At 71.3% G+C, this 25,646-nt stretch carries 26 protein-coding genes and 1 pseudogene; 7 read left to right on the top strand and 20 right to left on the bottom strand.

Translation table 11 applies throughout. The features are described from left to right. The first annotated feature begins 274 nt into the window (after window positions 1-274). Entirely contained in the window at window positions 275-946 is a 672-nt protein-coding gene (locus ACFRAC_RS13185; RefSeq protein WP_382923973.1) for an enoyl-CoA hydratase-related protein, read from the top strand. Between the two features lie 18 nt (window positions 947-964). On the opposite strand, the gene ACFRAC_RS13180 is transcribed toward ACFRAC_RS13185, so the two are convergent. The 5 genes from ACFRAC_RS13180 to ACFRAC_RS13160 all read right to left on the bottom strand — a co-directional run bounded on the left by ACFRAC_RS13180 (window position 965) and on the right by ACFRAC_RS13160 (window position 4,656). Continuing rightward, window positions 965-1,303: a MerR family transcriptional regulator gene (locus ACFRAC_RS13180; protein WP_382923972.1), complete on the bottom strand. Its 339-nt coding sequence runs from the start codon at window positions 1,301-1,303 to the stop codon at window positions 965-967. A 213-nt stretch (window positions 1,304-1,516) separates the two neighbouring features. Next, a complete protein-coding gene (locus ACFRAC_RS13175) occupies window positions 1,517-1,837 on the bottom strand; it encodes a CBS domain-containing protein (protein WP_382923971.1) in 321 nt (106 codons plus the stop codon). A gap of 100 nt (window positions 1,838-1,937) precedes the next feature. Then, complete coding sequence (locus ACFRAC_RS13170) at window positions 1,938-3,404, bottom strand: DEAD/DEAH box helicase (protein WP_382923970.1); 1,467 nt, start codon at window positions 3,402-3,404, stop codon at window positions 1,938-1,940. Between the two features lie 235 nt (window positions 3,405-3,639). Continuing rightward, window positions 3,640-3,843 carry a cold-shock protein gene (locus ACFRAC_RS13165; protein WP_361341148.1) on the bottom strand — a complete coding sequence of 68 codons (204 nt, stop codon included), beginning with the start codon at window positions 3,841-3,843 and terminating at the stop codon, window positions 3,640-3,642. Window positions 3,844-4,281: 438 nt separating this feature from the next. Then, the gene (locus ACFRAC_RS13160; RefSeq protein ID WP_382923969.1) at window positions 4,282-4,656 is read right to left on the bottom strand and encodes an ArsR/SmtB family transcription factor; all 375 of its coding nucleotides are present in this window, start codon (window positions 4,654-4,656) and stop codon (window positions 4,282-4,284) included. Between the two features lie 267 nt (window positions 4,657-4,923). Here ACFRAC_RS13160 and ACFRAC_RS13155 point away from each other — a divergent pair, with 267 nt between their 5' ends. The 4 genes and pseudogenes from ACFRAC_RS13155 to ACFRAC_RS13140 all read left to right on the top strand — a co-directional run bounded on the left by ACFRAC_RS13155 (window position 4,924) and on the right by ACFRAC_RS13140 (window position 8,325). Further along, entirely contained in the window at window positions 4,924-6,303 is a 1,380-nt protein-coding gene (locus ACFRAC_RS13155; RefSeq protein WP_382923968.1) for an NAD(P)-binding domain-containing protein, read from the top strand. Continuing rightward, window positions 6,300-6,797, top strand: a pseudogene (locus ACFRAC_RS13150) (MFS transporter); the annotation flags it as partial. The gene ACFRAC_RS13155 and the pseudogene ACFRAC_RS13150, both read left to right, overlap by 4 nt. A gap of 366 nt (window positions 6,798-7,163) precedes the next feature. Further along, a complete protein-coding gene (locus ACFRAC_RS13145; RefSeq protein ID WP_382923967.1) occupies window positions 7,164-7,976 on the top strand; it encodes a maleylpyruvate isomerase family mycothiol-dependent enzyme in 813 nt (270 codons plus the stop codon). A gap of 265 nt (window positions 7,977-8,241) precedes the next feature. Next, window positions 8,242-8,325: a 50S ribosomal protein bL37 gene (locus ACFRAC_RS13140; RefSeq protein ID WP_382923987.1), complete on the top strand. Its 84-nt coding sequence runs from the start codon at window positions 8,242-8,244 to the stop codon at window positions 8,323-8,325. 258 nt (window positions 8,326-8,583) lie between these two features. Here the strand turns inward: ACFRAC_RS13140 and ACFRAC_RS13135 are convergent, their stop codons facing one another. Beyond that, complete coding sequence (locus ACFRAC_RS13135) at window positions 8,584-9,216, bottom strand: MBL fold metallo-hydrolase (RefSeq protein WP_382923966.1); 633 nt, start codon at window positions 9,214-9,216, stop codon at window positions 8,584-8,586. Window positions 9,217-9,692: 476 nt separating this feature from the next. On the opposite strand from ACFRAC_RS13135, the gene ACFRAC_RS13130 reads away from it, so the two are divergent. Then, window positions 9,693-10,763, top strand: coding sequence for an NADH:flavin oxidoreductase/NADH oxidase (locus tag ACFRAC_RS13130; RefSeq protein WP_382923965.1), 1,071 nt, complete (start codon window positions 9,693-9,695; stop codon window positions 10,761-10,763). A gap of 58 nt (window positions 10,764-10,821) precedes the next feature. Beyond that, entirely contained in the window at window positions 10,822-11,208 is a 387-nt protein-coding gene (locus tag ACFRAC_RS13125) for a TraR/DksA family transcriptional regulator (protein WP_382923964.1), read from the top strand. 233 nt (window positions 11,209-11,441) lie between these two features. Here ACFRAC_RS13125 and ACFRAC_RS13120 read toward each other — a convergent pair whose 3' ends face one another. The 14 genes from ACFRAC_RS13120 to ACFRAC_RS13055 all read right to left on the bottom strand — a co-directional run bounded on the left by ACFRAC_RS13120 (window position 11,442) and on the right by ACFRAC_RS13055 (window position 25,302). Continuing rightward, complete coding sequence (locus tag ACFRAC_RS13120) at window positions 11,442-11,804, bottom strand: DUF5335 family protein (RefSeq protein WP_382923963.1); 363 nt, start codon at window positions 11,802-11,804, stop codon at window positions 11,442-11,444. A 185-nt stretch (window positions 11,805-11,989) separates the two neighbouring features. Further along, a complete protein-coding gene (locus ACFRAC_RS13115) occupies window positions 11,990-12,775 on the bottom strand; it encodes a hypothetical protein (protein WP_382923962.1) in 786 nt (261 codons plus the stop codon). A 34-nt stretch (window positions 12,776-12,809) separates the two neighbouring features. Beyond that, complete coding sequence (locus tag ACFRAC_RS13110; protein ID WP_382923961.1) at window positions 12,810-13,322, bottom strand: hypothetical protein; 513 nt, start codon at window positions 13,320-13,322, stop codon at window positions 12,810-12,812. Next, on the bottom strand, window positions 13,295-14,569 hold the full coding sequence (locus tag ACFRAC_RS13105; protein WP_382923960.1) for an MCE family protein: 1,275 nt from the start codon (window positions 14,567-14,569) through the stop codon (window positions 13,295-13,297). Before ACFRAC_RS13105 ends, ACFRAC_RS13110 begins: the two co-directional genes overlap by 28 nt. After that, on the bottom strand, window positions 14,566-15,858 hold the full coding sequence (locus ACFRAC_RS13100) for an MCE family protein (protein WP_382923959.1): 1,293 nt from the start codon (window positions 15,856-15,858) through the stop codon (window positions 14,566-14,568). Before ACFRAC_RS13100 ends, ACFRAC_RS13105 begins: the two co-directional genes overlap by 4 nt. Beyond that, a complete protein-coding gene (locus tag ACFRAC_RS13095; protein ID WP_382923958.1) occupies window positions 15,855-16,964 on the bottom strand; it encodes an MCE family protein in 1,110 nt (369 codons plus the stop codon). The genes ACFRAC_RS13100 and ACFRAC_RS13095 overlap by 4 nt, the downstream gene beginning before the upstream one ends. Then, complete coding sequence (locus ACFRAC_RS13090; RefSeq protein WP_382923957.1) at window positions 16,961-18,148, bottom strand: MCE family protein; 1,188 nt, start codon at window positions 18,146-18,148, stop codon at window positions 16,961-16,963. The genes ACFRAC_RS13095 and ACFRAC_RS13090 overlap by 4 nt, the downstream gene beginning before the upstream one ends. Then, the gene (locus ACFRAC_RS13085) at window positions 18,145-19,185 is read right to left on the bottom strand and encodes an MCE family protein (RefSeq protein ID WP_382923956.1); all 1,041 of its coding nucleotides are present in this window, start codon (window positions 19,183-19,185) and stop codon (window positions 18,145-18,147) included. Before ACFRAC_RS13085 ends, ACFRAC_RS13090 begins: the two co-directional genes overlap by 4 nt. Beyond that, window positions 19,182-20,432, bottom strand: coding sequence for an MCE family protein (locus ACFRAC_RS13080; protein ID WP_382923955.1), 1,251 nt, complete (start codon window positions 20,430-20,432; stop codon window positions 19,182-19,184). Before ACFRAC_RS13080 ends, ACFRAC_RS13085 begins: the two co-directional genes overlap by 4 nt. 5 nt (window positions 20,433-20,437) lie before the next feature. Then, window positions 20,438-21,253 carry an ABC transporter permease gene (locus ACFRAC_RS13075; RefSeq protein ID WP_361341102.1) on the bottom strand — a complete coding sequence of 272 codons (816 nt, stop codon included), beginning with the start codon at window positions 21,251-21,253 and terminating at the stop codon, window positions 20,438-20,440. A 3-nt stretch (window positions 21,254-21,256) separates the two neighbouring features. Further along, window positions 21,257-22,027 (bottom strand): MlaE family ABC transporter permease, encoded by a 771-nt coding sequence (locus ACFRAC_RS13070; RefSeq protein ID WP_382923954.1) that lies wholly within the window; start codon window positions 22,025-22,027, stop codon window positions 21,257-21,259. Further along, window positions 22,024-22,953 (bottom strand): ABC transporter ATP-binding protein, encoded by a 930-nt coding sequence (locus tag ACFRAC_RS13065; RefSeq protein WP_382923953.1) that lies wholly within the window; start codon window positions 22,951-22,953, stop codon window positions 22,024-22,026. Before ACFRAC_RS13065 ends, ACFRAC_RS13070 begins: the two co-directional genes overlap by 4 nt. A gap of 127 nt (window positions 22,954-23,080) precedes the next feature. Next, window positions 23,081-24,223, bottom strand: coding sequence for a sigma-70 family RNA polymerase sigma factor (locus ACFRAC_RS13060; RefSeq protein ID WP_382923952.1), 1,143 nt, complete (start codon window positions 24,221-24,223; stop codon window positions 23,081-23,083). 101 nt (window positions 24,224-24,324) lie between these two features. Beyond that, the gene (locus tag ACFRAC_RS13055; RefSeq protein WP_382923986.1) at window positions 24,325-25,302 is read right to left on the bottom strand and encodes a lytic transglycosylase domain-containing protein; all 978 of its coding nucleotides are present in this window, start codon (window positions 25,300-25,302) and stop codon (window positions 24,325-24,327) included. Window positions 25,303-25,646: the final 344 nt, after the last annotated feature.

Below are 25,646 nucleotides of genomic sequence, written 5' to 3'. Positions count from 1 at the left end.
CGCCCCCGCGCGGCCCCCCCTCCTGGGGGGGCCCCGCCCCGGCCCCCCCCAACCCCACCCCCCCCCCCCCACCACCCCCCCGGGGCCCCCACCCGCGCGAGCGGACCGGGCCCCTGGTCGGTTCTTCGGGGGTCGGCGGTGTTGCGGAGCCTGCCGGCGGTGCGGGGCCTCGCCCCTTGCGCACGCTATGCCGCCCGTCATAAGTTACTAAGCGGTCGCTCATGTGTCGTCGTTCTTTTCTCACCCCACCCGCTCGCCTCGAAGGAGAGCCGCCATGCCGTCGCTCGACCGCCAGGAAAACGTCTTCGTCCTCGACCTCGGGGACGGCGAGAACCGCTTCCACCCCGACTGGATCGCCGCCGTGGGCACCGCCCTCGACGAGGTGGAGAAGGCGGACGGACCGCGCGCCCTGGTCACCGCCGCCACGGGCAAGTTCTGGTCCAACGGGCTCGACCTGGAGTGGCTCACCGCGCACGCCGACGACCACCAGGACTACGTCGTCTCCGTGCACCAGCTGTTCGCGCGCGTGCTGTCCCTGCCCCTGGTGACCGTGGCCGCCCTCCAGGGCCACACCTTCGCCGCCGGCGCGATGCTCTCCCTCGCGCACGACTTCCGGGTGATGCGCTCCGACCGCGGCTACTGGTGTCTGCCCGAGGCGGACATCAACATCCCCTTCACGCCCGGCATGTCCGCCCTCATCCAGTCCCGGCTGACGCCCCGGACGGCACACGAGGCGATGGTCACCGCCCGCCGCTACGGAGGCGCCGACGCGACGGCGGCCGGCATCGTCGACCACGCGGTCCCCGAGGACGCCGTACGCTCCACGGCGATCGAACTCGCCCAGGCCCAGGTGAACAAGGCGGGCGACACCGTCGGCACCATCAAGGCCCGTATGTACGGTCCGGTCCTGTCCACGCTGCGCGCCACGACGAACCCGCTGGGCTGACTGCCGCTCTCCCGGGCGTCAGGCCTCGGAGCCGCCGGACTCCTCCTCGGCGGCGCGCCGGTACTCGGCGTTGATGCGCTGCGCCTCCTCGAGCTGGTCCTCGAGGATGATGATGCGGCACGCGGCCTCGATCGGCGTCCCCTGGTCGACGAGTTCACGGGCGCGGGCCGCGATCCGCAACTGGTAGCGCGAGTACCGGCGGTGCCCGCCCTCCGAGCGCAGCGGAGTGATCAGCCGCGCCTCGCCGAGCGCGCGCAGGAAACCCGGTGTGGTGCCGAGCATCTCGGCGGCCCGGCCCATGGTGTACGCGGGGTAGTCGTCGTCGTCCAGCCGGTCGCTGAGCGGGGAGTCTGCCATGTCACCTCGATGTGCAACGCGTCACGGGGCCCGGCGCCGACCGGCACCAGGGCCCCGCACACATGTAACACCATGGGCCCGCCCCGATGCTCCGCCGCCCTTCCGCGGGGCGGTGCCGGGACACGACGGTGAGGGCCAGCCGACGCGCGTCGGCAGGCCCTCACCGGGTCCGGGGTGGTGATCTCCGCGTACAGGTCGTACAGGTCGTACGGGTCAGGGCGCGAGGACGCCGAGGTCCCGACGACTCCGTCCGTATGCGGCGATCGGCGTGTCCAGGACGTCCCGCAGCCGGACCTGGTCCGTGTAGGCGGGGCTGCGCCGCAGGACGGCGAGCCGGGCCAGGGTGACGAGGCCCGTGCTCTGGTCGTCCGCGTCGCACAGGACGAGGTGGTCGACGCGGGCGCCGGCCATGAGGGACAGCGCGACCTCGACCGTCATGTCGTCACGGACCCGGGGCCCGGCGGTGTCCCGCCAGTCGGCCCCGGTCATGGGGGAGCGGTGCGCTGTCCGGTACTGCTGCTGGGCCGTCGTCATTGCTGCTCCTGCGGGTGAGGGGGGCGGGCGGACGGTCACGGCGCCGGGCGCCGAGGCGGTGCTGGCAGGCCAGGGCTGGGTGATGCCCCGCCGGGCCCTTCTACGCGGCCGAACCGAGGCCGCCCGGTGCGCGCCGGCCCTCCCGGCGCACGGCCTCGCCCCGCACCGGTCCGCTCCGCCCGGTACGGCCGCGTCGGCCGCGGGACGAGGGGGACGCACCGCGCGGGCGCGACGCCTCGGGCGCGGCGATGACGACCGGGACACCCGAAGGCGCCTGCGCCCCGGTGATCCGGCTCAGCTCCGCCTCACCCGAGCGCACCTGCGCGATCCGGGGGCTGATGCCCGCCGCGTCCATCAGCCGGCTCATGCTCCGGCGCTGGCCGGGCGTCACCAGGGTGACGACGCTGCCGGACTCGCCGGCACGGGCCGTACGTCCGCCGCGGTGCAGATAGTCCTTGTGGTCGCTGGGCGGATCGACGTTGACGACCAGGTCGAGGTTGTCCACGTGGATGCCGCGCGCCGCGACGTTGGTCGCGACCAGCACGGTCACCTGCCCGTTCTTGAACTGGGTCAGGGTCCGGGTGCGCTGCGGCTGGGACTTGCCGCCGTGCAGCGCCGCGGCACGCACACCGCTGCTCAGCAGGTGCCGGGTCAGCTTGTCCACGGCGTGCTTGGTGTCGAGGAACATGATGACGCGGCCGTCGCGTGCCGCGATCTCCGTCGTCGTCCGGTGCTTGTCCGCGTCGTGCACGTGGAGGACGTGGTGCTCCATCGTGGTGACCGCGCCGGCGGACGGGTCGACGGAGTGGACGACGGGGTCGCTCAGATAGCGGCGGACCAGCAGATCGACGTTGCGGTCCAGGGTGGCCGAGAACAGCAGCCGCTGCCCGTCCGGACGCACCTGGTCGAGCAGTGCGGTGACCTGGGGCATGAAGCCCATGTCTGCCATCTGGTCGGCTTCGTCGAGGACCGTGATGCCGACGTCGTCCAGGCGGCAGGCACCCCGGTCGATGAGGTCCTTGAGCCGTCCCGGCGTCGCGACGACGACCTCGGCGCCGCTGCGCAGCGCACCGGCCTGCCGGCCGATGGACATCCCGCCGACGACCGCCGCCAGGCGCAGGCCCACGGAGCGGGCGTACGGGGCGAGGGCGTCCGTGACCTGCTGGGCGAGCTCACGGGTGGGGACGAGGACCAGGGCGAGCGGACGCCGCGGCTCGGCCCGCCGCCCGGCCGTGCGGGCCAGGAGGGCGAGTCCGAACGCGAGCGTCTTGCCGGAGCCGGTGCGGCCCCGGCCGAGGACGTCACGACCGGCGAGGGAGTTCGGCAGTGTCGCACCCTGGATCGGGAACGGCACGGACACCCCCTCGTGGCTGAGCGTGGCCATCAGCTGTCCGGGCATGTCGAGGTCGCCGAACGACGTGACGGCGGGCAGGGCGGGCGTCTTCGTCACCGGCACCGCGAACTCGCCGTGCGGACGCCCGGCGGGGCGCCGGGCACCGGAGCCACGCCGGAAACGGTCGGGGGTGCGGGATGTGCGGGGTGTACTGGACGTGCGGGCACGCTGCATGCGGAACCTTCCATCAAGGGCACGCAGCAAGGAATTCCCGCAGCAGAGGAGCGGCGCAGAGAATCTCGAAACGAGCCGAAAGTCGAGAGGGCGAGCCGGACGGGCGCAATACGGGCCCATCGAACGGCGATCGCCGAAAAGCGAGATGAGAAAAAAACTACGGGAAAACGGCGAGCTGGGGCCCGCACCCCAGAGGTGCGGGCCCCAGCTGCGAAGTACGCGTCGGTGGCCGACGTCAGGCGGTGACGATGTTCTCCGCCGTCGGGCCCTTCTGGCCCTGGGCGATGTCGAACGACACCTTCTGGCCCTCCTGGAGCTCGCGGAAGCCCTGGCTGGCGATGTTGGAGTAGTGGGCGAAGACGTCGGCGCCGCCGCCGTCCTGCTCGATGAAGCCGAAGCCCTTTTCCGCGTTGAACCACTTCACGGTACCGGTAGCCATTTTATTCTCCTTCGGAGGCGGTGGCAGGAATACGCCGTGTGCGCATTCCGTGTCGCCGTGATGATCACCCCGTCGGAAAACAATTCCTCTGGCAACCACACCTGCAACTGATAACGACAGTAGCACGCCGAAGCGGCCGGTGCGGGGTCAATATCCTGGAACCGACGGAAGGGTAAGAAATCCTGCCCCGCTCCCCACATCAATTTCTCATGCGGCCACCACAGATATTGTTCGAACGCCGCCCTGCGCCGCACCGGCCACGCCCTCGACATCGAGGGCGCCCCACCCGGCCTGGCGGACCTGGACGGTACGAGGCCGGTGTCGGCCCGACCAATAGGGAGGCCGGCACGTTGCGCGAACTCCTCGATGGCCACCTCGACGCATACGGCCAGTACGTCGCGACCCCTCGCCGCATCCACTACCGCCGGGACCGCCGGGTCAGGTCGCGGTCGACGCCTTGACCAGCAACTGCCCCATGGCGGCCAGGACGGACGGCTCCACCCGGTAGTAGACCCACGTACCGCGTCGCTCGGAGGTCAGGAGACCGGCTTCCTTGAGCTTCTTCAGGTGGTGGGAGACGGTCGGCTGGGAGACGCCGACGTCAGAGATGTCGCATACGCACGCCTCGCCGCCCTCGTGCGAGGCGACCGAGGAGAACAGCCGGAGCCGTACCGGGTCGCCGAGCGCCTTGAACATACGGGCGGCCGTTTCGGCCTCCGCGGCGTTCAAGGGCCGCTCGGTCAGCGGCGGGCAGCATGGCGCCGCACTCCGACCGTCGGGTTCGAGCAGCGGCAGCACCTCGGTATTCGACATATGTCTATGTTGACACATGTCGAACCAGGAGGGCCAGGCCCTGAATTCGACAAGTGTCTATGTTGACGTCCATCGATACAGGTGCCATCCTCGATCGCACAGGGCATCGACAACAATCGAAACAGGGGGTTCGCATGCTCGCCTGGATCCGGAGCGCTCTGGCTCGCTCCACCGCTCGGCACGTGGCCGGCGCCCGGCTCGCGCTCGCCGCCCACGCCCCCCTCCGCTGACCCGCAGGCGCCGCAACGACATCGAGGAACAGCCGTCATGGAAAAGCAGAACCTGCCCGTCGTGGTCATCGGAGCCGGACCGGCCGGCCTGGCAGCCGCCGCTCACCTGGTCGCGCGTGGCATCCGACCGCTCGTGCTGGAAGCCGGCCCCGCCGCGGGCAGCGCCGTACGCGAGTGGAGCCACGTCCGGCTGTTCTCGACGTGGAGCGAGCTCACGGACCCGGCCGCCGAGAAACTTCTCGCCCCGACCGGTTGGGTCAAGCCCGACCCGGCCTCCTATCCCTCCGGCGGCGAGTGGGCCGACCTGTACCTGCAGCCGCTCGCCGACGTCCTGGGCGACCGCGTGCGCACCGGCGTCCGGGTGACCGGCGTCTCCCGCACCGGTCGTGACCGGATCGTCGACGCCGACCGTGCGGCGCAGCCCTTCGTCGTCCACGTCGCCCATGCCGACGGCCGGGAAGAGAAGGTGTTCGCCCAGGCGGTCATCGACGCCTCCGGCACCTGGACGATCCCCGGCCCGGCCGGCGGCAGCGGACTGCCCGCACTGGGCGAGCGCGCGGCCGCCGACAAGATCACCTACCGCGTGCCCGCTCTCCAGGACCCGGCCGTACGGGCCCGGTACGCGGGCAAGCGCACCGCCGTCATCGGCTCCGGCGCCTCCGCCTTCACCGCACTGGCCCACCTCGCCGACCTGGCCGAGGCCGACGACGGCACCGGCACCCACGCGGTGTGGATCCTGCGTCGCGGCATCTCCGGCTCGACCTTCGGTGGCGGCACCGCCGATCAGCTCCCGGCCCGCGGGGCGCTCGGGCTCGCGGCGAAGGCCGCCGTGGACGACGGTCACGCGGACGCGGTCACCGGCTTCCGCACCGAGGCGATCGAGCGTGACAGCGACGGCCGTCTGGTCCTGGTAGCCGAGGACGGCCGCCGTCTGCAGCCGGTGGACGAGGTGATCGTGCTGACCGGCTTCCGGCCGGACCTGTCGTTCCTCTCGGAGATCCGGCTCGGCCTGGACGAGCGGCTTCAGGCCCCGGTCGCGCTGGCTCCGCTGATTGATCCCAACCAGCACTCCTGTGGCACGGTCTACCCGCACGGCCACCGTGAACTGGCCCACCCGGAACAGGGCGTCTACCTGGTCGGCATGAAGTCCTACGGCCGCGCACCGACGTTCCTGGCGATGACCGGCTATGAGCAGGTCCGCTCCGTCGTGGCCGCCATCGCCGGTGACATCGAGTCGGCCGACCGCGTCGAACTCACCCTCCCGGAAACCGGGGTGTGCGGTGGGGCAGGGCTGTTCGACGCCCCCGAGGCAGACCGGGGCGACGGCGGCTGCTGCGCCCCGGCGCCGCAACTGGTCCAGCTCGGCGTGAGGGCACCTGCCGATGAGGCCCCGGCGGGCGGCTGCTGCGGCTCGTGACCAGCCTGTACACCCGCGACGGAGGGGCCGCGACCGGAACAGGGGACCGGTCGCGGCCCCGCGCGGTCCTGCCCGCCCTCTGCGTCACACAGATCACCAGTTGGGGCGTCGTCTACTACACCTTCCCCGTCCTGAACCCGCAGATCGACGCGGACACCGGCTGGCCCACCAGCGCGACCACGGCGGCCTTCTCCCTCGCCCTGATCGTCTCCGCGCTCGCTGGGATCCCCGTCGGCCGCGCGCTCGACCGGCGTGGCCCGCGCACGGTCATGACCGCCGGATCGGTGCTCGGCACCACCAGCCTGGTCGTCATCGCCACCGCCCCGAACCCGTGGGCCTTCGCCGCTGGTTGGGCACTGGCCGGGCTCGCGATGGCCTCGACCTTCTACCAGCCGGCCTTCGCCGCGCTCACCCGCTGGTGGGCTCCCGACCACATACGGGCCCTCACCACGGTCACCCTCGCCGGCGGCCTCGCGTCCACGATCTTCGCGCCCCCACTACGGCCGCCTGTCAGGGCTGATGGCCGCCCCCGTGACCACCGCCGCCGCCCTGGCCCCGCTCGCCGGAGCCGTGCTCTCCGCACCCCTCGGCGGTTACGTCCACCTGTTCGCGCTCCTCTCCGCCGTCTCCCTGACCGCGGCACTGACCGCACCCTGGACACGTCCGCGCCGAACACGTAGGCCCACTCCTTCCTGAAGGGGTGGCGGCCGGTCGGCAAGCGGCTGCGTGCGCCGGGTACCGGGTCGCCTGAGCCGGCCCCTGTACGCAGCCCTCATCCTGACTGCTTCGCAGGTCGACCGGTGTATCCGGAAAGATTGAAAGATGGACAGATGCGGAGGGCTGGTCCACTCTTCACTTCCATGACCATCCCTCATCGTGAGGCCGCCGCGCGATCGCGGCTGTCCGAAGCCATTTGTGCCGTAGCCGACGAGATAGCCGGGTTGCTCCGGTCGTGTACCGATGCCACGGTGCCCATTCCTGGTGCTGCGTGGACGGTGGGAGAGGCAGCGGCGCATCTGGTCCTGGCCAACGAACTGATGGCCGCCCTTGCCGCCGGGCATGAGCAGCAGTACGGCGACGGCACACCAGGGGGACTTGCGGCGGCCAACGCCGCCTCGCTGGTCTCCTTCCCCGAACGCGACACCTCCGTCCTGGCGGACGGCATCGTCCGGCATGCGCGGGCCTTCACCGAGGCGGCCGCCCCGCGGTCGGCGGACACACCGACGGTGACACCGCTGGGGCCCATGGACTTGGAGACCCTCAGCTCCTACCTGCTGACCCACATGCTCGGGCACGGCTACGACATCGCGGCGGCACTCGGCCAACCGCACATGATCAACCGTGACAGGGTCGATCTGGCGATGCCGTTCCTGATCACCGCGATGCCCCGTGTCGTCGATGTACGAGCGGCCGACGGGCACAGTGCCTGTTACGAGCTGAGGGTGCGCGGCCTCTCCCGGCTCACCGTGACGTTCACCAACGGCACGGTGGCCGTGCACGCCGAGCCCTCGCGCCGTCCCGACTGCACGATCATGATCGAACCGATCACGTTCTTCCTGCTCGCACTGGGCCGGCGCACTGCCACCGGTGCCATCGCCCGCGGCAAGGTCTTCGCCTGGGGGCGCAAGCCCTGGCTCGCGCCCGGTTTCCCCGCCTTGTTCGCCGCACCGTGACGGACGCTTGCCTGGTCCCGCCCGGGAAGCACATCGAGCTTCCCCGAGACGCGAGGAGCGACGCCGGCGGCGCGCGCTGACACGCTGGACTGGATGGCGCGACGATCGAGCGCGACGGCCTTTGGCCCACCCCCGCATTCGGCGGAAGCCGGTGATTGCTCCGGGACGAGGGCTGGGCTACGCGGTGCTCCCGCGGCACCGCTGATGCGGACACAGCGGGCCGGATCTAGACTGATCAACGCGTAGAAAGTGCCGAATGAGGGAGATGTGCACCGTGGCTAAGCGAGGCAACAAGCGACGTGCCCGTAGGAAGAAGAAGGCCAATCACGGCAAGCGCCCCAACGCCTGAGTCGGACGGCCTAGGGGTCCGTTGTCCGCGCCGTCGGAATGGGGGCGAAGGGCTGGGATCCCGCAGCGGTGCGGGAGCACGGCCAAAAGCAGAGCCGGACCGGACGAGACCGAGGCCGGCTCTTGAAGACCGGGCGCCCTTGCTTCGTCGACGCCGGACGGACGCAACGGGCTCGTGAAGCCTCTGGTGGAGACGGTTCTCCTGGTCGAGAACGCGTCTACCAGGGGCTTCACCACGTTGTCAGCCCAGCTCCCGCTCTCATGCGATGCCGCGGAGCCAGTCCTCGACGCGCTCGCCCACCTCGCCGACCGTGGTGACGTCGCCGTGCCCTGGGCACACCACCGTCTCGGGGGGCAGGGTGACGAGGCGCTCGCGGATCGAGTGGATCATCGCCTGGAAGTCGGAGTCCTCCGGCCCGATGGTTCCCGGGCCGCGCGAGAACAGCATGTCCCCGGTGAAGACGCTGTGCAGGGCCGGATCGTAGAGACTTACGGATCCCGGCGTGTGCCCTGGAGTGTGACGCACCGTCAGAAAAGTTCCGGCGACGTCGATCACCCGGCCGTCGACGAGTTCCTCGTCGGGGACACGGCCGGGATAGCTGCGACGCCACAGCTCCAGGTCGTCCGGGTGCAGCATGATCGGAGCCCCGGTGAGGTCCGACAGAGCCACCGCCGCGTCGACGTGGCCGCTGTGTGCGTGGGTGCACGCGATCGCCGCCACGCGGCGGTCGCCGAGCGCCGTGGCGATGACGTCCGGCTCATGGGCGGCGTCGACCACCATCGCCTGCTCGTCGTCACCGACGATCCACACGTTGTTCATCATCGGCGTGGTGTCCGCGTCCGGCTCCGCCAAGACGCCGGTCGTCACCACGCACTCGACCCGGGCGGTCACGACATCTCCGCCGGGAGTGCTCGGCCGCGGGCAGCCACACGCGTCCTGATGTCCTTTGCCTGCCGTTCCATGGAACAGCCCCTTTCCGGATGAGGCCCTCTACCCCAGTGGACCCCGCCGGTCATGCGGCAGCAACCGGCAGGTCTTCCGCTCCGAGGGCGTACGCGCTGACCTGCGGGAACTCATGGCCCCTCCTCGGCAGGGCGGGAGCGATGCCGGCCCTGTCCCGTGGCCGGGGCGACAGGTGCGGGTTCGGCCGGATCCGTTGGTGATCACGCCGACGGACGGGCCTGACGACGAGAGCTGTGACATCGCGTGGGCGGGCACGCCTGACCGGTGGTGTGTGGTGTGTGTCACGAGTGGCCGGGGTACTCGGGTGCACCCACCGTGAGGGGCGCTCCGCAGGAGCCCAGGCCGTCACGGCTCGACGGCTGCGGGGCACCCGTCCTCCCCCCATCCCTCCTGCGAGGCCTCCCATGAGCCGTCTCTTCTCACCGCTCACCCTTCGCGGCACGACCTTCCCGAACCGGGCCTGGGTGGCCCCCATGTGCCAGTACAGCTCGGTCGACGGCTATCCGCAGGACTGGCATCTGGTCCATCTCGGCTCCCTGGCACGCGGCGGGTCCGGCCTGGTCATGCAAGAGGCCACGGCAGTGGTACCCGAGGGCCGGATCACCCCTTCCGACGCCGGCATCTGGGATGACGGGCACGCCGCCGCGTACAAGCGGATCACCGACTTCGTCCGCGGGCAGGGAGCCGTCGCCGGCATCCAGATCTCCCATGCCGGCCGCAAGGCGTCGACGGCACCGCCCTGGGTGGGTGACGTGTACGTCGAACCGGAGGCCGGAGGATGGCAGACGGTGGCACCGTCACCGCTGCCGTTCGGCGACTGGCCGGCCCCGCGGGAGCTCGGCGTGGACGACATCCGCGCTCTGGTCCGGGCCTTCGCCGAGGCCGCCACGCGGGCGCTGTCCGCCGGCTTCGACGTCCTGGAGATCCACGCCGCGCACGGCTATCTGCTGCACCAGTTCCTGTCACCGCTGTCCAACCACCGCAGCGACGAGTACGGAGGCGATCTCGACGGGCGCAGCCGCTTCCTCGTCCAGGTCACCGACGCCGTACGGGCACAGTGGCCGGAGGACCGCCCGCTGTTCGTACGCTTCTCGGCCACGGACTGGGCCGACGGCGGCTGGACTCCGGAGGAGACGGTCGAACTGTCGCGGCACCTGGTGGCCCACGGCGTCGATCTGGTGGACATCACCAGCGGCGGGCTCGTCCACAACGCCCGTATCGAAGTGGAGCCCGGCTACCAGGTGCCCTTCGCCCGAACCGTCCGCGAGGGCGCGGCCCTGCCCGTCTCCGCGGTGGGCCTGATCACCGCACCGGAGCAGGCCGACCAGATCCTCGTGGATCGCTCGGCCGACGCGATCATGCTCGCGCGCGAACTGCTGCGCAATCCGACCTGGCCGCTCCGCGCGGCCCGCGTGCTGGGGGACGACGTCCCGTGGCCGAAGCAGTACCAGCGGGGCCGCCCCCGTCGTTCCTGAGGCTGCCGTCGCCCGAGCGCCCGGGAATGTGGCGCAAGACGCAGAGGTTTCCTCCGTTATGAGCGATCAAGGCAGTAATGCCGTTTTTTCCGCACCTCAGAGCGAGTCGATGCGTGCGCTGCTCGCGGCCGACCGTGACGGCACGCTGCAGCAGATATCCGCTCTGAGCCGTGAATACGAAGGGATCGTCGAGGCGAACGCACTGGTGGCCGTCGACGACGAGCACGACCCGGAAGGGGCGAGCACGGCGTTCGAGCGGGCGCACGTCGCCGCCCTGCTGTCCCAGACGCGCGAGCATCTGAACGATCTCGATCACGCCCTGGAGCGGTTGGAGAGCGGCGACTACGGGCGCTGCGAGCAATGCGGTGAGCAGATCCCGACGGAGCGCCTCGAAGTCCGCCCGGCGGCAAAGACCTGCGTGCGCTGCGCGTCCGTCACTCGTTGAAAGGTGCACGGCCGAGGCCGCGCGACACGTCGTCCCGCCTCAGGAGTGCACGGATCGGCGGCCGTCGTCCTGGACGCGGACACGGGTGAAAGTGCCTCCGGCGCTGGCAGAAACGGGAGCTCGGCGATCCTCGTTCTTGCTGCTCAGAGGCACTTTCTGCGGCCCTGACCGCCTGCCGGACAGCCCGCTGCGAGGTGCCGTGACGGCTGCCCGCGGCGAGCGCGCCCAGGGGGTCAGGACTCGGTGCCGGACTCCTTGGAGAAGAAGGTGATCAGCGTGGCGGTGCCGTCCTTGTCGACCACCCGGACCGCCGGCTCGGGGATGTCCTGCGTGGCGACGTCGATCTCCGTGGGGTGCCACACCAGGTGCCGCAGGACGACGGGGTAGCCCGGCGACTGCCCGCCGACGGAGACGGCCACCACGTCGTCCTTCGGGTCGTACACGATGGTGGCGAAGGGCAGCCGGTTGGCTTCGTACTGGTGCCCGACCTCGGGATCCAGTACCTCGATGGTGACGAACTCCCCTTGGTGTTCCTCGGTCATCTGGTTGAGGGCGGTCTCCCAGGTGCTGCGGTCGAGCGTTTCGGTGCCGGCCATCGTCGTTCCTCCTCCGGTGGCAATCCGCTCTTCCTCTCGACGGTAGCCGCAGCCCTGAGGGACTGTCTCGGCCTGACAGGTCAACCCGGGCGGCCCTGGTGGACCTGCCTGGACGAGTCCGGGCCGGAGCCCCACGGGGCGGGCTCCGGTAACGGCCTCGTCCTGGTTCGTAGCCCTCTCACCGGTCAGAGTGCGTCGACGCCGCTCACCTTCCAGCCGTCGGAGGTGCGGGTGAGCGTCATACGCACCCGGTTCAGGTCCAGCCGGGGCGCCGGAACCTGGGTGCTCCGGGTGAGCTGGTTGACGAAGAGCAGGACGACGGCCCGGTCAGGCGTGGCCGACACGACGGAGACCGCCGGGGCGCCGCCGTCGGCGGGTGTGGCCACGGTCGCCTTCACCACGCCGTGGTACTTCGTCGCGGTCGGCGCGACCACCGCCTTCGTGGTCTTGCCGTACTGGTCGCGGAAGTGCCCGGTCAGCAGGGCGCGGGCCCGGGAGAAGTCCCGGTCCAGGTGCCGGTAGTCGTACGACAGCACCACCGGCGCCGCCTTCCGCGCGGCCGCGAGGGCCTCGCCGCGAGCCTGTTCCGCCTGCCGCCCCTGCCGGTACTGCCACCCGAGTACGGCGGCCGCGACCAGGGCCGCCACGAGGACGACGCCCAGCATCGCGATGAGGACGCTCCGCCCGGCCTTGCGCGGGGGCACGCCGTCCTCCGGCTCCTCCTCGAACGACTCGAAGGATTCGAACGATTCGAACGCGTCGAGCGACTCGGGCTCCGGCGGGTCCTCCCAGCCGTTCGCCGGGGGCTCCACGAGCAGGGTGCGCCCGGAGGCAGTCCGCTCCTCCTGGCGGGCGACGGCCTCGGCGCGCGCGGGCCGCCCGGAGCGTTTGGCCGCCGCGCGGGCGGCCGCGGTCATGGTGCGGCGGGCCGGTGAGCCGGTGCCGCGGGTGCGGGAGGTCGGGTTCGCCACGGTGTCTCTTCTCATCGATGGCCTCACGGGTGGGTCAGCCGACGAACGCGACGTCGGAGGTCAGCCAGCGGCCGGCCACGCGCGAGAGGTCGAGCTGGAGCCGGTAGGTACGCGCCTGGCCCTCGGGCGCGGCGGTGTTGGTCACCTTGCTGTCGGCCACGACCAGGACCCGGGCCGAGCGGGCGTCGGACCGCACGATGCCCGCTTCCAGGACCTGGCCCTCGGACACCGACTTGTTCTGCGCCACCAGCTTCGTCAGTTCTTCGGTCTGCGCGGCGAACTCCTTCTTGAACGCGCCGGTGGCACCCTTGAGCACATTGCCGCTGTCCCGGTCGTAGTGGCGGTAGTCGAGCGACGTGAAGCTCAGCGCGGACTGGCGGGCCGCCGCCAGGATGTCCTGCCGGCGCTGTTCCGCCGCGCGCTGGTCGGACAGCTTCAGGCCCAGCCAGACACACGGCACGGTCGTCAGCACGGTCGCGGCGACGAGCCCCGCGGAGAGCAGCTTCACGCGTCCGCCGCTCACACCATCGGTCCCACGAGCAGCCATTGCCAGGACTCCTTTCCGAACACGGTCTGTTCCCCGCCCGTCGAGCCGATCTCGACGGGCGTTCCGTCCGGGCCGGTCACGGTGCCGGTCTCCGGGTCGTAGGGGGCCACGAACGCGGCCTGGTCGGAGCCGTGCCGACCGGTCGTCGCGCCGGGCGCGTTCTGCGCTCCGCGCACCGAGGTCTTGCCGCCGCGCGGTGCCGTGCAGCGCGCGTCGGTGTTCGCCGGACGCGTGCGGGTGTCGGCGGGGTCGCGCCGCTGGGTGCCGTAGCCCTGGGTGCAGGCGGGAGGGTCGTCGGCGTTCACGACCATCCCGAAGTGGGTGGTTCCGTCGCCGGGGATGACGGTGTAGCTGCCCGCGACAGTGAGCGGGAGCGTGACCAGGGCCTGTTCGACGCCGGGCAGCCGGGCCACGGTGATCCGGCCGCCGCTGATGAGGTTGGCCAGCAGGACCGGGACGTGCGGCCGGGTGGACCTCAGCAAGGAGTCCACCTGCTGGGCGGCGGGCGCGGTGTTGCCGATCAGCCTGCGCAGATCGCCGTCGCTCGACTTCAGCTGCTCGGTGAGCGCGGCCAGGTCGCGGGAGAACGACTTGATGGCCGAGCCCTGGTCGGCCTGTGTCCTGAGCACCTTCCGCGAGTCCTCGATCAGCGAGATCGTCTGGGGCAGCGACTCGGAGGCCGATTCCACCAGCGCGTTGCCGGAGTCCACCAGCCGGCTCAGGTTCGGTCCGGTGCCGGCGAACGCCTTGCCCAACTCGTCCACGCTGACCCGCAGATCGCCCTTGTGGACGGAGTTGACCAGCCGGTCGAGGCTGAGGACCAGGTCGGTGACCGGCAGCGGGGTCCGGGTGCGGCTGCGCGGGATCGGGCTGCCGTCCGTGAGGTACGGCCCGCCCGAGCGCCGCGGCTGGAGGTCGACGTACTGCTCGCCCACCGCCGAACGGTTGGCGACCACCGCGAGCGTGTCGGCCGGGATTCCCGGCGCGCCGTCCTCGATCTTCAGCGCCACCGAGACCCCGGACCCGGTCGGCCGCAGCTCGCCCACGCGGCCCACTGGTACGCCCCGGTAGGTGACCTCGGCGCCGGGGAAGACACCCCCGGACTCGGCGAAGTCGGCACGCACGGTGTAGCCGCGGTGCAGGACAGCGTCCACCAGGCCCGTGTACCGCGCGCCGACGAACGACACTCCGAGGGCGGTGACGGTCGCGAAGGCGAGCAGCTGGGCCCTGACCGTACGTGTGATCACGGCAGTATCCCCTTCAGCATCAGCTCGGCGAGGCCGAGATCGACCCCCGGCGGGAGGCGCCGCGAGCCGCCCCTGGTGCCGTAGGCGGCGGTGCACACCGGCGGGCACAGCAGGGTGCTGCCGTCGGAGGGCGTCGAGGGCACGGACGGCACGGACGGCGCGGAGGGCGCGGGGGGCACGGACGGGGTGCCCGGCAGCGACGGGACGGACGGGAGCGGGGTGGGGGTGGGGACGTCGGGAAGGCGCGGGGTCTCGGGGGCCGGGGACTTCCCGTCGTCGCCCGGCTTGCCGGTGGCGTTGCCGTACAGGTCCGCCAGGTCGAGGTCGGCAGTGATCTTCAGGTTGACGTAGTCGCCCTTCACCGCGTCCGTCGCGTTGCGCGGGAACGGGTAAGTGGTCAGGATCTCCAGGGAGTTGGGAAGGTCGTCGCCCGCCTCGTTCAGCTGCCGCAGGATGGGGCGGAGCTTCTTCAGGTTGGCGACGGTGTCGTCGTGGGAGGCGTTCACCACCCTGGTGCCGGTCTTGCCGAGCGTCGACAGGGCGGTGAGCATCTTCGTCAGGTCCTTGCGCTGGTCGGCGAGGATCTTCAGGGCGGGCGGCATGGTGTCGACGGCCAGGGCGATCGTCTTCTTCTCCTTCTTCAGCCGCTTGGCGAGCCGGTCGACGCCCTTCAGCGCGCGCACGATCTCCGCCCGCTGGTCGTCGAGGCCGCCGAGGAAGGTGTCGAGCTGCTTCAGCAGGGACCTGACCCGGTCCTCGCGGCCGTCGAGGGCCTTGTTCAGCTCGACGGTGATCGTCTTCAGCTGGGCCACCCCGCCGCCGTTGAGCAGCGCCGAGAGGGCCGACAGCACCTCCTCGACCTCCGGGTTGCGGCCGCTGCGGGACAGCGGGATGCGGTCGCCGTCGCGGAGCCGTCCGACGGGCCGTGTCCCGGCCGGCGGGGACAGGGCGACGTACTTCTCGCCGAGCATGCTGGTCTGCCGCAGATCGGCGACCGCGTTGCCGGGCAGCTTCACCGAGTCGGCGATCCTGAGCCGCACGCGGGCGTGCCAGCCGTCCAGTTCCACCGTCTCGACCGCGCCGACGGTGACGTTGTCGACCTTGACCGCCGACTGCGGCACCAGGTCCAGGACGTCCCGGAAGTCGACGGTGACGTGGTAGGCGTGACCGTCCGAGGCGGCACCGCCGGGGAGCGGGACGTCGTACCAGCCGTTGAACTCGCAGCCGGTCAGCAGCAGCGTGCCGACCGCCGTCCAGGCGGCCATCCGCCCCTTGCGCCGCACGCTCATGCCGGTGCCCCCAGGATTCCGCCGAGGGTCTTGTCGACCGTCCCCGTCGACGCCGGGCCCGACGGGACCTCGGGCAGGGAGTCGAGGAGCTTCTTCAGCCCCGCACAGTTGTCGTGGTCGTCGCCGGTCGTCCTCAGGATCGAGCAGAGAAGGGATGCCGGATCCTGCGGGGCCTGCGCGTTGTTGCGGGTGTCGAGGGTGCCGGCGGCGGGGTTGTAGGCGTTCTGCAGGTTCGACAGACCCGTGGGGGCGACGGTCAACAGCTCCTCCAGAGCGTCCCGTTGGGTGACGAGCACCTTGGTGACCTTTGCCAGGCTCCTCACGTCCGCCGTCAGGGCCTTCTTGTTGCCCTTCACGAAGCCGGACACGTCGCCGAGCGCGGCGGCCAGGTACTTCAGCGCGGCCGCGAGATCCTTGCGCTCCCCGGCGAGCTGCCCGGCCACGTCGGCGAGGTCGGTGTTGAACGACCGGACGTCGGCGTCGTCCGCCGCCAGTGCGGCCGTGAACACCTGAAGGTTCCGCACGGTCCCGAACAGGTCGCCGCGCCCGTCGGACAGCGTGGTGACCGCCTGGGACAGGTTCTCCACCGTCTGGTTGAGGTTCCCGCCCTGCCCGTGGAGGTTGTCCGCGCTCACCCCGAGGAGCCGGGACAGGGAGCCCTTCTCGTTGGCGCCGTTCGGGCCGAGCGCCTCGGCGGTGGTGTGCAGGCTGTCGAACATCCGGTCAAGCTCGACGGGGACGGCCGTACGGGACTCGGGGATGACGGCTCCGTCCCGCAGCACCGCGCCCTCGCGGTACACCGGCAGCAGCTGCACGTAACGGTCGCTGACCACCGAGGAGTTGACGACAGCGGCCTGCGCGTCCGCCGGGACCTTGCGGCCCCGGTCGTACTCCAGCTCCACGCGTACCCGGTCGCCCTCCGGCGTGATCTCCTTGACCTCGCCGATGCGGACGCCGAGGACGCGGACGTCGGAGCCGGGATAGATGCCGACGGTGCGCGGGAAGTACGCGGTCACGTGGACGGGGCCGGGGCGCGGCCAGAGGACGACGGCGAGGCCGACGACGATCGCGAGCGCGGTGAACAGGGCCAGGATTCTGCGGGTCATCGGGTGTCTCCCGCCCGTGGGGTGACCGGGGCGGCGACCAGGTTCTGGATGTAGGAGTCGAACCAGCGGCCGTTGCCGAGGGTGTTGGTGAAGAGCCGTACGTAGGGCGCGAGCAGCCGGACGCTGCGGTCGAGACTCGTCTGGTTGCGTTCGAGCATCGTCACGAAGGTGTTGAGGTTCTTCAGCGCGGGCCCGATCTCCTTGCTGTTGTCGTCGACCAGGCCGGACAGCTCGATGCCGAGCAGGGCGGAGCTCTTGAGCAGCTTGTGGATCGCCGCGCGCCGCTTGCTGATCTCCTTGAACAGGGCGTCACCGTCCTTCACCAGCGCGGAGAAGTCCTTCGTGTGAGCGGCCAGCACCTCGGTGACTCCGTTCGCATGGTCGAGGAGCCCGCGCAGGGCCTTGTCACGGGTGGCGACGGTCCGGGAGATCCGGGACAGCCCCTTGATCGACGCCCGCACTTCCGCGGGGGAGTCCTGGAAGGTGACGGAGATCGTGTCCAGTGCCTTCGCGAGCTGGTCCGTGTCGACCTCCTCGGTGGTGGTCGTCAGGTCGCTGAAGGCCTGGACGACGTCGTACGCCGACACGGTCCGCCGGAGGGGGATCTCGCGGCCCGGCTGCAACTGGCCGGGCCCCTTCGGGTGCAGGGCCAGGTACTTCGCGCCGAGGATCGTCTTGACCCGGATCGACGCACCCGTGTCGGTACCGAACGCCGGATCGCCCTTCACCTTGAAGGTCACCTTGACGTGGTCGCCGTCCAGGTCGACGTCCTCGACCTTGCCGACCTTGACCCCGGCGATCCGTACCTCGTCGCCCGGCTTGAGCCCGCCGGCCTCGGAGAAGGCCGCGCTGTAGGTGTCGCCGCCGCCGATCAGCGGCAGGCTGTCGGCGTTGAAGGCGGCGACGGTGAGCAGCGCGAGGACGGTGAGGCCGACGGCGCCTACGCCGACCGGGTTCCGCTCGCGGAAGGGCTTCAGGCGTGGGCGCCTGAGCCGGATCCCGGGCAGTCGGGGGAGTCCCGGCAGCCTCGGCGGCAGGACCTTGACCTTCACGAGGGGTTCGGGGCGGGGCGGTCTGCGCTTGGGCAGCAGTCGGGGGAGTCTCGGCAGCCTCGGCGGCAGGACCTTGACCTTCACCAGCGGCTCGGGGCGGCGGACATCGCGCCGCCCGATGCGCATGCTCATCCGCCACACCTCGCCTGCGCCACATGCAGCTCCGGGCTGATCACCTGCTTGGTCCTCGGCAGCACGATCCGGCCGTCGAAGTCGCAGAGGTAGAAGTTGAACCACGAGCCGTACGAGGCGGTCCCCGTCAGCTTCTCGAGCTTGTTCGGCAGCCGCTTCAGGACGCCCTCCACGGTGTTCTCGTTCCTGTTCAGCGTTCCGGTGAGATCGCCGAGCTCGGCGATGTCGTCCTTCAGCGGTGGACGCGCGTCCTTCAGCAGCCCCGACGTGACGTCCGTGAGCTCGCCGATGCTCACCAGCGACTCCCCGATGGGCCTGCGGTCGGCCGACAGCCCCGAGACCACCCGGCGCAGCTGCGTGAGCAGCCCGGAGAAGCGGGAGCCGCGCTTGTCGAGCGTCTCCAGGACGGTGTTGAGGTTGTCGACCACCGATCCGATCAGCTCGTCGCGGTCGGCGAGGGTGCTGGTGAGCGAGGCGGTGTGCGCGAGCAGGCTGTTCACCGTGCCGCCCTCGCCCTGGAGGGTCCGGACGATCTCGGTGGCGAGCTGGTTGACGTCGCTCGGGCTGAGCGCGGCGAACAGCGGCTTGAAGCCGTTCAGCAGGTCGTTGAGGTCCAGCGCCGGCTGGGTCCGGGACAGCGGGATGGTGCCGCCCGGCCGCAGCCGGGCGGTCACGTCACCCGGGCCCTCGGTCAGCGCGATGTACCGCTGCCCGACCAGGTTGCGGTAGCGGACGACCGCGTGGGTCCCGGCGAGCAGCGGCCGGTCCGCGCTGACGGTGAACGTGACCTCCGCCAGGGTCCGGTCCTTGATGCGGATGCCGTCGACCTCTCCCACCCGCACTCCGGCCACCCGGATGTCGTCGCCGGTCTCCAGCCCGGTGACGTCGGTGAACACCGCGTGATAGGTCTCCTTGGCGGTGAAGGAGAAGTTGACGATGGTGGCGGCGAGCAGCGCCGTCGCCGCGATCGTGACCAGCGCGAAGAGGCTGAACTTGACCAGCGGGGCGGCGGTCTGCCGGGCTCCTGACCTGCTCATGCGACACTCACCGCCGTTCCGCGCGCGAGCGGCCCGAACAGCAGGGTCGCCACGGACGGCACCTGGTCCGCGGGGACGCCCATGGCGGGGGCCACGAGCGAGCCGACGGCCCGCTGCTCGGCCCGGGTGGCGGACACGTCGACACCTCCGGGGGGTGAGTCGCCGCCGGACCCTCCGGCCGACGTACCGTCGTCGAGATGGGGCTTCGGCCCGGGCACCGGCGGATGCGGCAGGCCGCGGCAGTTCGGGCCGGACCGTTCGCCGTACACCGGCTCCTCACCGGGCCGGTACGCCCCCTGCGGCCGGACGACCTCCAGGGTGATCCGCATCTCGCCGCCCCGGAACGCGTCCTCCGACGCCTTCCCCTGCCGGACCAGGCCCTGGAACAGGCACGGGTACTCGGGGGAGTAGCGGGCGAACAGCTCCAGCGTGGGGCGGGAGACCCGGCCCAGGGTGATCAGCCGGTCGCCGTTCTCGGACAGGAAGCCGTTCGCCGTGCCCGCCACGGACGCGGTCGCCCGCAGAGCCGCGGCCAGCCGGTCCCTCTTCTCGACGATCGTCCGGCTGGTGGTGACCGTGTTGCGCAGGATCCGCATCAGGTCGGGCGCGGCGTCGCCGTACACCTCGGCGACGTCCGCGAACCGCGCGATGTCCTCCTTGAGGGAGGGCATGTGCGGGTTGAGGCGGCGCAGATAGCCGTCGACCCGTGCGAGGTTGTCGCCGATCCGGTCGCCGCGGCCCTCCAGAGCCGTGGCGAACGCCGAGAGCGTGGCGTTGAGTTCGCCCGGCTGGACCGTCCGCAGCAGCGGCAGCAGGTCGTTCATCAGCTGCTGTACCTCGATGCCGACCGTGGTGCGGTCCTGCGTGATGACGTCCCCGGCGCGGATGGGCCGAGCCGCCGGCCCGGCGGGCGGCACCAGGTCGACGTACTTCTCGCCGAAGAGCGTCTTGGGCAGCAGTCGGGCGTGTACGTCCGAGGGGATGTGCGCGACGTACTGCGGCTTGAGCGCGATGTCGAGCGTGGCCTTCGTCCCGTCCGCGTGCGTCGCCCGGACCTCGCCGACCAGCAGCCCGCGCAGCTTGACGTCGGCGCGCGGCTCGAGCTGGTTGCCGAGTGTGTCGGCCCGCAGCGTGATGCGCACGACCGGCGTGAACGCCTGCTCGTAGACGGCCACGGCGAGCGACAGCAGCAGCGCGAGCACGACGAGGAACGCGACGCCGTACAACCTGAGTCTCAGTGCTCTCATCGGCCTCACCCTGCGATCCGTACGGTCGTGTTGGCGCCCCAGATCGCGAGGCTCAGGAAGAAGTCCAGGACGTTGATGGCGACGATCGAGGTCCGCACCGCACGGCCGACCGCGACGCCGACGCCCGCCGGGCCGCCGGTCGCGTGGTAGCCGTAGTAGCAGTGCACCAGGATGATCAGGACGGCGAAGACGATCACCTTGCCGAAGGACCAGAAGACGTCGACCGGTGGCAGGTACTGGTGGAAGTAGTGGTCGTACGTGCCCGTCGACTGCCCGTAGTAGACGGTCGTGATGGTGCGGGCGGCGAGGTACGAGGACAGCAGCCCGACCACGTACAGCGGGATCACCGCGACGAAGCCGGCGATCATCCGCGTCGTCACCAGGAACGGCAGCGACGGGACGCCCATCACCTCCAGCGCGTCGGTCTCCTCGCTGATCCGCATCGCACCGAGCTGCGCGGTGAACCCGGCGCCGACTGTCGCGGACAGGGCGAGTCCGGCCACCAGCGGGGCGATCTCCCGGGTGTTGAAGTACGCCGACAGGAACGCGACGAAGTTCGAGGTGCCGAGCTGGTTGAGGGCCGCGTAGCCCTGCAGGCCGACCTCGGTTCCGGTGAAGAAGGAGAGGAAGGCGATCACGCCGACCGTGCCGCCGACGACGGCGAGGGCGCCCCGGCCGAAGCTCACCTCGGCGAGCAGCCGCAGGATCTCCTTCTTGTAGCGGCGCACGGTGCGGCCCGTCCAGGCCAGTGAGCGACCGTAGAAGGAGAGCTGGGATCCGAGCTCTTCGAGAGCGTTCAGTGGACGGCTGAGAAGTCGCATGGGCTAACCCCTCTGCGGGACGACTTGGAAGTACACCGCGGTCATCACGAAGTTGGTCACGAACAGCAACATGAAGGTGATCACCACCGACTGGTTGACCGCGTCGCCCACGCCCTTCGGCCCGCCCCGCGCGGTCAGCCCCTTGTAGGAGGCGACGATCGCGGCGATCGCCCCGAACACCAGCGCCTTCAGCTCGGCCGCCCACAGGTCGGACAGCTGAGCGAGGGTGGTGAAGGACGCCAGGTAGGCGCCGGGCGTCCCGTCCTGGAGGACGACGTTGAAGAAGTAGCCGCCCGCGACACCGACCACCGAGACCAGGCCGTTGAGCAGAACGGCCACGACCATCGACGCCAGCACCCGCGGTACGACGAGCCGGTGGATCGGGTCGATGCCGAGCACCTGCATCGCGTCGATCTCGTCCCGGATCTTGCGCGCCCCGAGGTCCGCGCAGATCGCCGTGCCGCCCGCGCCCGCGATCAGCAGCGCGGTGACGATCGGCGAGGCCTCCCGGAGCACGGCGAGCACGGACGCGGCACCGGAGAAGGACTGCGCGCCCAACTGCCGGGTCAGGCTGCCGATCTGCAGCGCGATGACCGCCCCGAAGGGGATCGAGACCAGAGCCGTCGGCAGGATCGTGACGCTCGCGACGAACCACGCCTGCTGGATGAACTCCCGCGTCTGGAAGGGCCGCCGGGGGAGAGTCCGCACGACGTCCAGCGCCATCGCGAAGAGGTTGCCCGACTGCCGGAGCGCGCCCGTCGGGGAGAGCCTCATGCGCCCCTCACCTCCGTCCCGTGCAGGTGTGCCTCGCGTCGCGCGATCGCCTCCCAGCGAGGCGGGCGGACGATTCCGGGGCCGGGGAGCAGACGGGGAGCCGGCGCATCGGCCGGGCCGCCGTCGTCGAGCCGGGCCAGTTCCTGCTCGACCTGGGCCGCGTCCTTCTCCTCCGCCATGCCGATCGGCCCCTGCATCCGGCCGTTCAGGAACTGCCGTACGACGGGCTCGTCACTGGCCAGCAGCTTCTCGCGGGGCCCGAACATCACCAGCTCGCGCCGGAACAGCAGCCCGATGTTGTCCGGGACCTGGCCGGCCGAGGCGATGTCGTGGGTGACGATCAGGAAGGTCGCGTCGATCTGTGCGTTGAGGTCGACGATGAGCTGGTTGAGGTAGGCCACGCGGACCGGGTCCAGGCCCGAGTCCGGCTCGTCGAACAGGATGATCTCCGGGTCGAGGACCAGGGCACGGGCGAGCCCGGCCCGTTTGCGCATACCGCCGGAGATCTCGCCGGGCAGCTTCCCCTCGGCGCCGATCAGTCCGACCATGTCCATCTTTTCGAGGACGATCCGCTTGATCTCGCTCTCGGACTTGCGGGTGTGCTCGCGCAGCGGGAAGGCGATGTTGTCGTAAAGGTTCATCGAGCCGAAGAGCGCGCCGTCCTGGAACAGCACGCCGAACAGCTTTCGCACCTCGTACAGGTCGCGCTCGCGCAGGCGGGTGATGTCCCGGCCCGCGACCTTCACCGAGCCCCGGTCGGGCTTCAGCAACCCCACGAGCGTCTTGAGGAACACCGACTTTCCCGTCCCCGAGGGGCCGAGCATCACCGAGATCTCCCCGGCGGGCAGCGTCAGCGAGACGTCCTGCCAGATGACCTGGTGGCCGAAGGACTTGGTGAGCCCTTCCACACAGATCTCGACACCCATCCGGGTCCACCCTTCGTCCGTGGAGCAGCTCCGACACCTGCTCTACGGGGAGGGGACGGGTGTCCGTCGCGGCGGACGAAGAATTTTTTGCGGACGCGTGTACGGGGCGTACGGGGCGTAAGGGGCGCTACGGCAGCTGTGGCGAAGGCGTTCCCGGAGCGGGGACGGAGAGCGGAGCGGCCGGTACGGCCGAGGCCGGGGGAAGCGACGGGACCGACGAGGCGGCCGACGTCGTCGACAGGTCCGGCACGGCGGTCGACAGGTCCGGCACCTTCGGGACCGCGGGCACCTTCGGCACCGTGGGCACGTCGGGCACCTTCGGCACGGTGGGCACGTCGGGCGCCTTCGGGACCGTCGGCACCTCGGGTACCTGCGGCACATCGAGCACCTTCGGCACCTCGGGTACCTGCGGCGTCGACAGCTCCGGGAGCAGGGACGCGGACACGTCCGGCAGGGACGGCACCGGCAGGGACCCGGTGGGTGAGGGCGTCCCGCCCCAGACGCCGGGCACAGAGGGCGAGGGGGTGGGCGTCCTCGCGGCACGCCCCCGGCCCGCGGTATCGCTGCCCACGATCTGCACGTCGCCGGACACGGTCGGCCGTGGCGTCGGACCGTTCCCGTCTCCGCCCGCGTCGAGTGCGTACGGCAGCACGAACCCCGCCACCGCCAGGGTCACCGCCGTCGAGGTGACCACGACCGCCTGCGCGTTGACGCCCCCGCGCAGCCGCCCGCGCCCGAGCAGGAACAACACCAGCCCGAGCGTCCCGGCCAGCGAGGCGCGCAGCGTCCGCCGGGCCCGGGCGAGCAGCGACTCGACGGTCCGGTAGCTGAGCCCCATCCGCACCGCGACCTGGCTCACGTCCAGGTCCTGGGACCTCAGCCGAAGCGCCTCCGCCTGCCGGGCCGGCAGCTCACCGCTGCGCACGGCGAGCCACTTCGCCTCGGCCCGGTCGCACACCGCCTCCTCGACGGGTACCGGGCCGGGCGCGACGAGTGTGGGGCGGGTGCCCACCTCGGCCTCCCGGCTGACCTGCCGGTGCCGGTCGACGCACAGCCGCATCGTCACCGTCGTCAGCCAGGCGCCGAGCCGCTCGTCGTCGAGCTCCGGGCGCTCGGCGGCCCGCAACATCGCCTCGTGAACGGCGTCCTCGGCGTCCTCCTGGCTCATGGACCGCCGCCGGGCCACCTTGAGCAGCTGCTCACGGTGGCTCCACATGTGCTGCCAACGCTCGTCGGCGGCCGCTGTGTCCGCCGGCATGTCCGTCGCCATGAGGGCCCCTTCGCACTCACCCGCCGGTCCTGTGCATCCGGCGGGTGGCGACATTACCCCCGGGTAGGGGCCGTTGTGGAGGGGGAGACACCCCCCGTGTTTCAGTCGTTGCCCGTGGTCAGCGGCCCCGCATCGCTCAGCACGCCGACGACGGGCGGTGTGAGGGCCGGTTCGGGGACAGGAACCAGCGGCGTCCCGGACTCCTCGGGGGCGCCGGCCTCGGGGGACGGGCTGGGGGAGGACGAGGGGGGCGGCGGCGACGACGCGTGCGAAGGACCAGGGCCCGGCTTCCGGTCGTCCGGCGACTTCGGCGCCGAGGGCTGCGGCGTCTTCGGGCGGGACGGCTTCGGCCGCCCCGACCCGGATCCGCCGGATGCGTCCGGCACCACGCGGTGCCCGGTCAGGTAGTACGCGTACCACGCCTTGACGGTGCTCAGATAGGCGTCCGAGTGGTTGTAGCCCAGGATCGCCCGGTCCAGGTCGGCCGGGTTCGCCAGGTCCCGGCCGCCGGCGCACAGGTAGCGGCCGGCGGCGAGCGCCGCGTCGTAGACGTTGTCCGGGTCCGTCCGTCCGTCGCCGTTGCCGTCCGCTCCCCAGCGGGCCCAGGTGGACGGGATGAACTGCATCGGGCCCACCGCGCGGTCGTACACCGTGTCCCCGTCGTACGCGCCCCCGTCGGTGTCCCGTACGACGGCGAAGGCGCCGCCGGCCAGCCGCGGGCCGAGGACGGGTGTCACGGTCGTACCGTCCCGGGTCACCCTGCCGCCCCGTGCGTGCCCGGACTCCACCTGGCCGATCGCGGCCAGCAACTGCCAGCGCAGCCGGCAGTGTGGCGCGCTGCGTGCCAGCTCCTCCTCGGCACGCCGGTATGCGTCGAACACGCTCGCGGGCAGCGCGCCCTCGTCCGTCACCTCCTGCGCCGAGCCCTTCTTCCGCGTCCGCAGCGGGGGGAGATCGGTGCGGTACGGGGTGTCGCCGGACACACCGAGGCCGTGCTCGGTGGGTGCCGCCCTCCGCGCGGGCTCCGCGGCCCCGGCCGACACCGCCCCCGGTGCCTGCGACGCGGTCAGCACGGCCATCGCCGCCGCCGCGATCGCCGTACCCCTGGCACCCCTCAGTGCCCCCTTGAGTGCGCTCGCTCTCACTGTGCCGCCCCTCCTCGGGTGAGTCCGTCGTCTGCTCTACGCGGCCGGAGGGCGGGTCCGTCGCGTGAATCCGGGGGGAGGGGGCGGGCACCTCTCCGGGAGGGGGAATCGGTCCTTGTGATGACGCGGTGTCCGTGACCGTGCCGGGGCTGCTGACGACGAGCAGGAAGGCGCCGACGTGCTGGGGCAGGTTCGGTCCCCGTGCCGGGCCCGCCCCTGCTCTCCCAGCTCGGAGAGCCGTGTGGCGCTGGGCGCCCCAGGGGTGTGACGGCCCGGGA

The organism is Streptomyces sp. NPDC056628 (genome assembly GCF_042792555.1).
Taxonomy (GTDB): domain Bacteria; phylum Actinomycetota; class Actinomycetes; order Streptomycetales; family Streptomycetaceae; genus Streptomyces.
The sequence above is the reverse complement of the archived record's forward strand: the minus strand, read 5'-3'. Positions and strand labels throughout refer to the sequence as shown.

Excerpts from the sequence above, each read along its gene's own strand:
- ACFRAC_RS13185 (WP_382923973.1), top strand. The coding sequence starts at position 275 with ATGCCGTCGCTCGACCGCCAGGAAAACGTCTTCGTCCTCGACCTCGGG.
- ACFRAC_RS13180 (WP_382923972.1), bottom strand. The coding sequence starts at position 1,303 with ATGGCAGACTCCCCGCTCAGCGACCGGCTGGACGACGACGACTACCCC.
- ACFRAC_RS13175 (WP_382923971.1), bottom strand. The coding sequence starts at position 1,837 with ATGACGACGGCCCAGCAGCAGTACCGGACAGCGCACCGCTCCCCCATG.
- ACFRAC_RS13170 (WP_382923970.1), bottom strand. The coding sequence starts at position 3,404 with ATGCAGCGTGCCCGCACGTCCAGTACACCCCGCACATCCCGCACCCCC.
- ACFRAC_RS13165 (WP_361341148.1), bottom strand. The coding sequence starts at position 3,843 with ATGGCTACCGGTACCGTGAAGTGGTTCAACGCGGAAAAGGGCTTCGGC.
- ACFRAC_RS13160 (WP_382923969.1), bottom strand. The coding sequence starts at position 4,656 with ATGTCGAATACCGAGGTGCTGCCGCTGCTCGAACCCGACGGTCGGAGT.
- ACFRAC_RS13155 (WP_382923968.1), top strand. The coding sequence starts at position 4,924 with ATGGAAAAGCAGAACCTGCCCGTCGTGGTCATCGGAGCCGGACCGGCC.
- ACFRAC_RS13145 (WP_382923967.1), top strand. The coding sequence starts at position 7,164 with ATGACCATCCCTCATCGTGAGGCCGCCGCGCGATCGCGGCTGTCCGAA.
- ACFRAC_RS13140 (WP_382923987.1), top strand. The coding sequence starts at position 8,242 with ATGTGCACCGTGGCTAAGCGAGGCAACAAGCGACGTGCCCGTAGGAAG.
- ACFRAC_RS13130 (WP_382923965.1), top strand. The coding sequence starts at position 9,693 with ATGAGCCGTCTCTTCTCACCGCTCACCCTTCGCGGCACGACCTTCCCG.
- ACFRAC_RS13125 (WP_382923964.1), top strand. The coding sequence starts at position 10,822 with ATGAGCGATCAAGGCAGTAATGCCGTTTTTTCCGCACCTCAGAGCGAG.
- ACFRAC_RS13120 (WP_382923963.1), bottom strand. The coding sequence starts at position 11,804 with ATGGCCGGCACCGAAACGCTCGACCGCAGCACCTGGGAGACCGCCCTC.
- ACFRAC_RS13110 (WP_382923961.1), bottom strand. The coding sequence starts at position 13,322 with ATGGCTGCTCGTGGGACCGATGGTGTGAGCGGCGGACGCGTGAAGCTG.
- ACFRAC_RS13100 (WP_382923959.1), bottom strand. The coding sequence starts at position 15,858 with ATGAGCGTGCGGCGCAAGGGGCGGATGGCCGCCTGGACGGCGGTCGGC.
- ACFRAC_RS13095 (WP_382923958.1), bottom strand. The coding sequence starts at position 16,964 with ATGACCCGCAGAATCCTGGCCCTGTTCACCGCGCTCGCGATCGTCGTC.
- ACFRAC_RS13090 (WP_382923957.1), bottom strand. The coding sequence starts at position 18,148 with ATGAGCATGCGCATCGGGCGGCGCGATGTCCGCCGCCCCGAGCCGCTG.
- ACFRAC_RS13085 (WP_382923956.1), bottom strand. The coding sequence starts at position 19,185 with ATGAGCAGGTCAGGAGCCCGGCAGACCGCCGCCCCGCTGGTCAAGTTC.
- ACFRAC_RS13080 (WP_382923955.1), bottom strand. The coding sequence starts at position 20,432 with ATGAGAGCACTGAGACTCAGGTTGTACGGCGTCGCGTTCCTCGTCGTG.
- ACFRAC_RS13075 (WP_361341102.1), bottom strand. The coding sequence starts at position 21,253 with ATGCGACTTCTCAGCCGTCCACTGAACGCTCTCGAAGAGCTCGGATCC.
- ACFRAC_RS13070 (WP_382923954.1), bottom strand. The coding sequence starts at position 22,027 with ATGAGGCTCTCCCCGACGGGCGCGCTCCGGCAGTCGGGCAACCTCTTC.
- ACFRAC_RS13065 (WP_382923953.1), bottom strand. The coding sequence starts at position 22,953 with ATGGGTGTCGAGATCTGTGTGGAAGGGCTCACCAAGTCCTTCGGCCAC.
- ACFRAC_RS13060 (WP_382923952.1), bottom strand. The coding sequence starts at position 24,223 with ATGGCGACGGACATGCCGGCGGACACAGCGGCCGCCGACGAGCGTTGG.
- ACFRAC_RS13055 (WP_382923986.1), bottom strand. The coding sequence starts at position 25,302 with ATGGCCGTGCTGACCGCGTCGCAGGCACCGGGGGCGGTGTCGGCCGGG.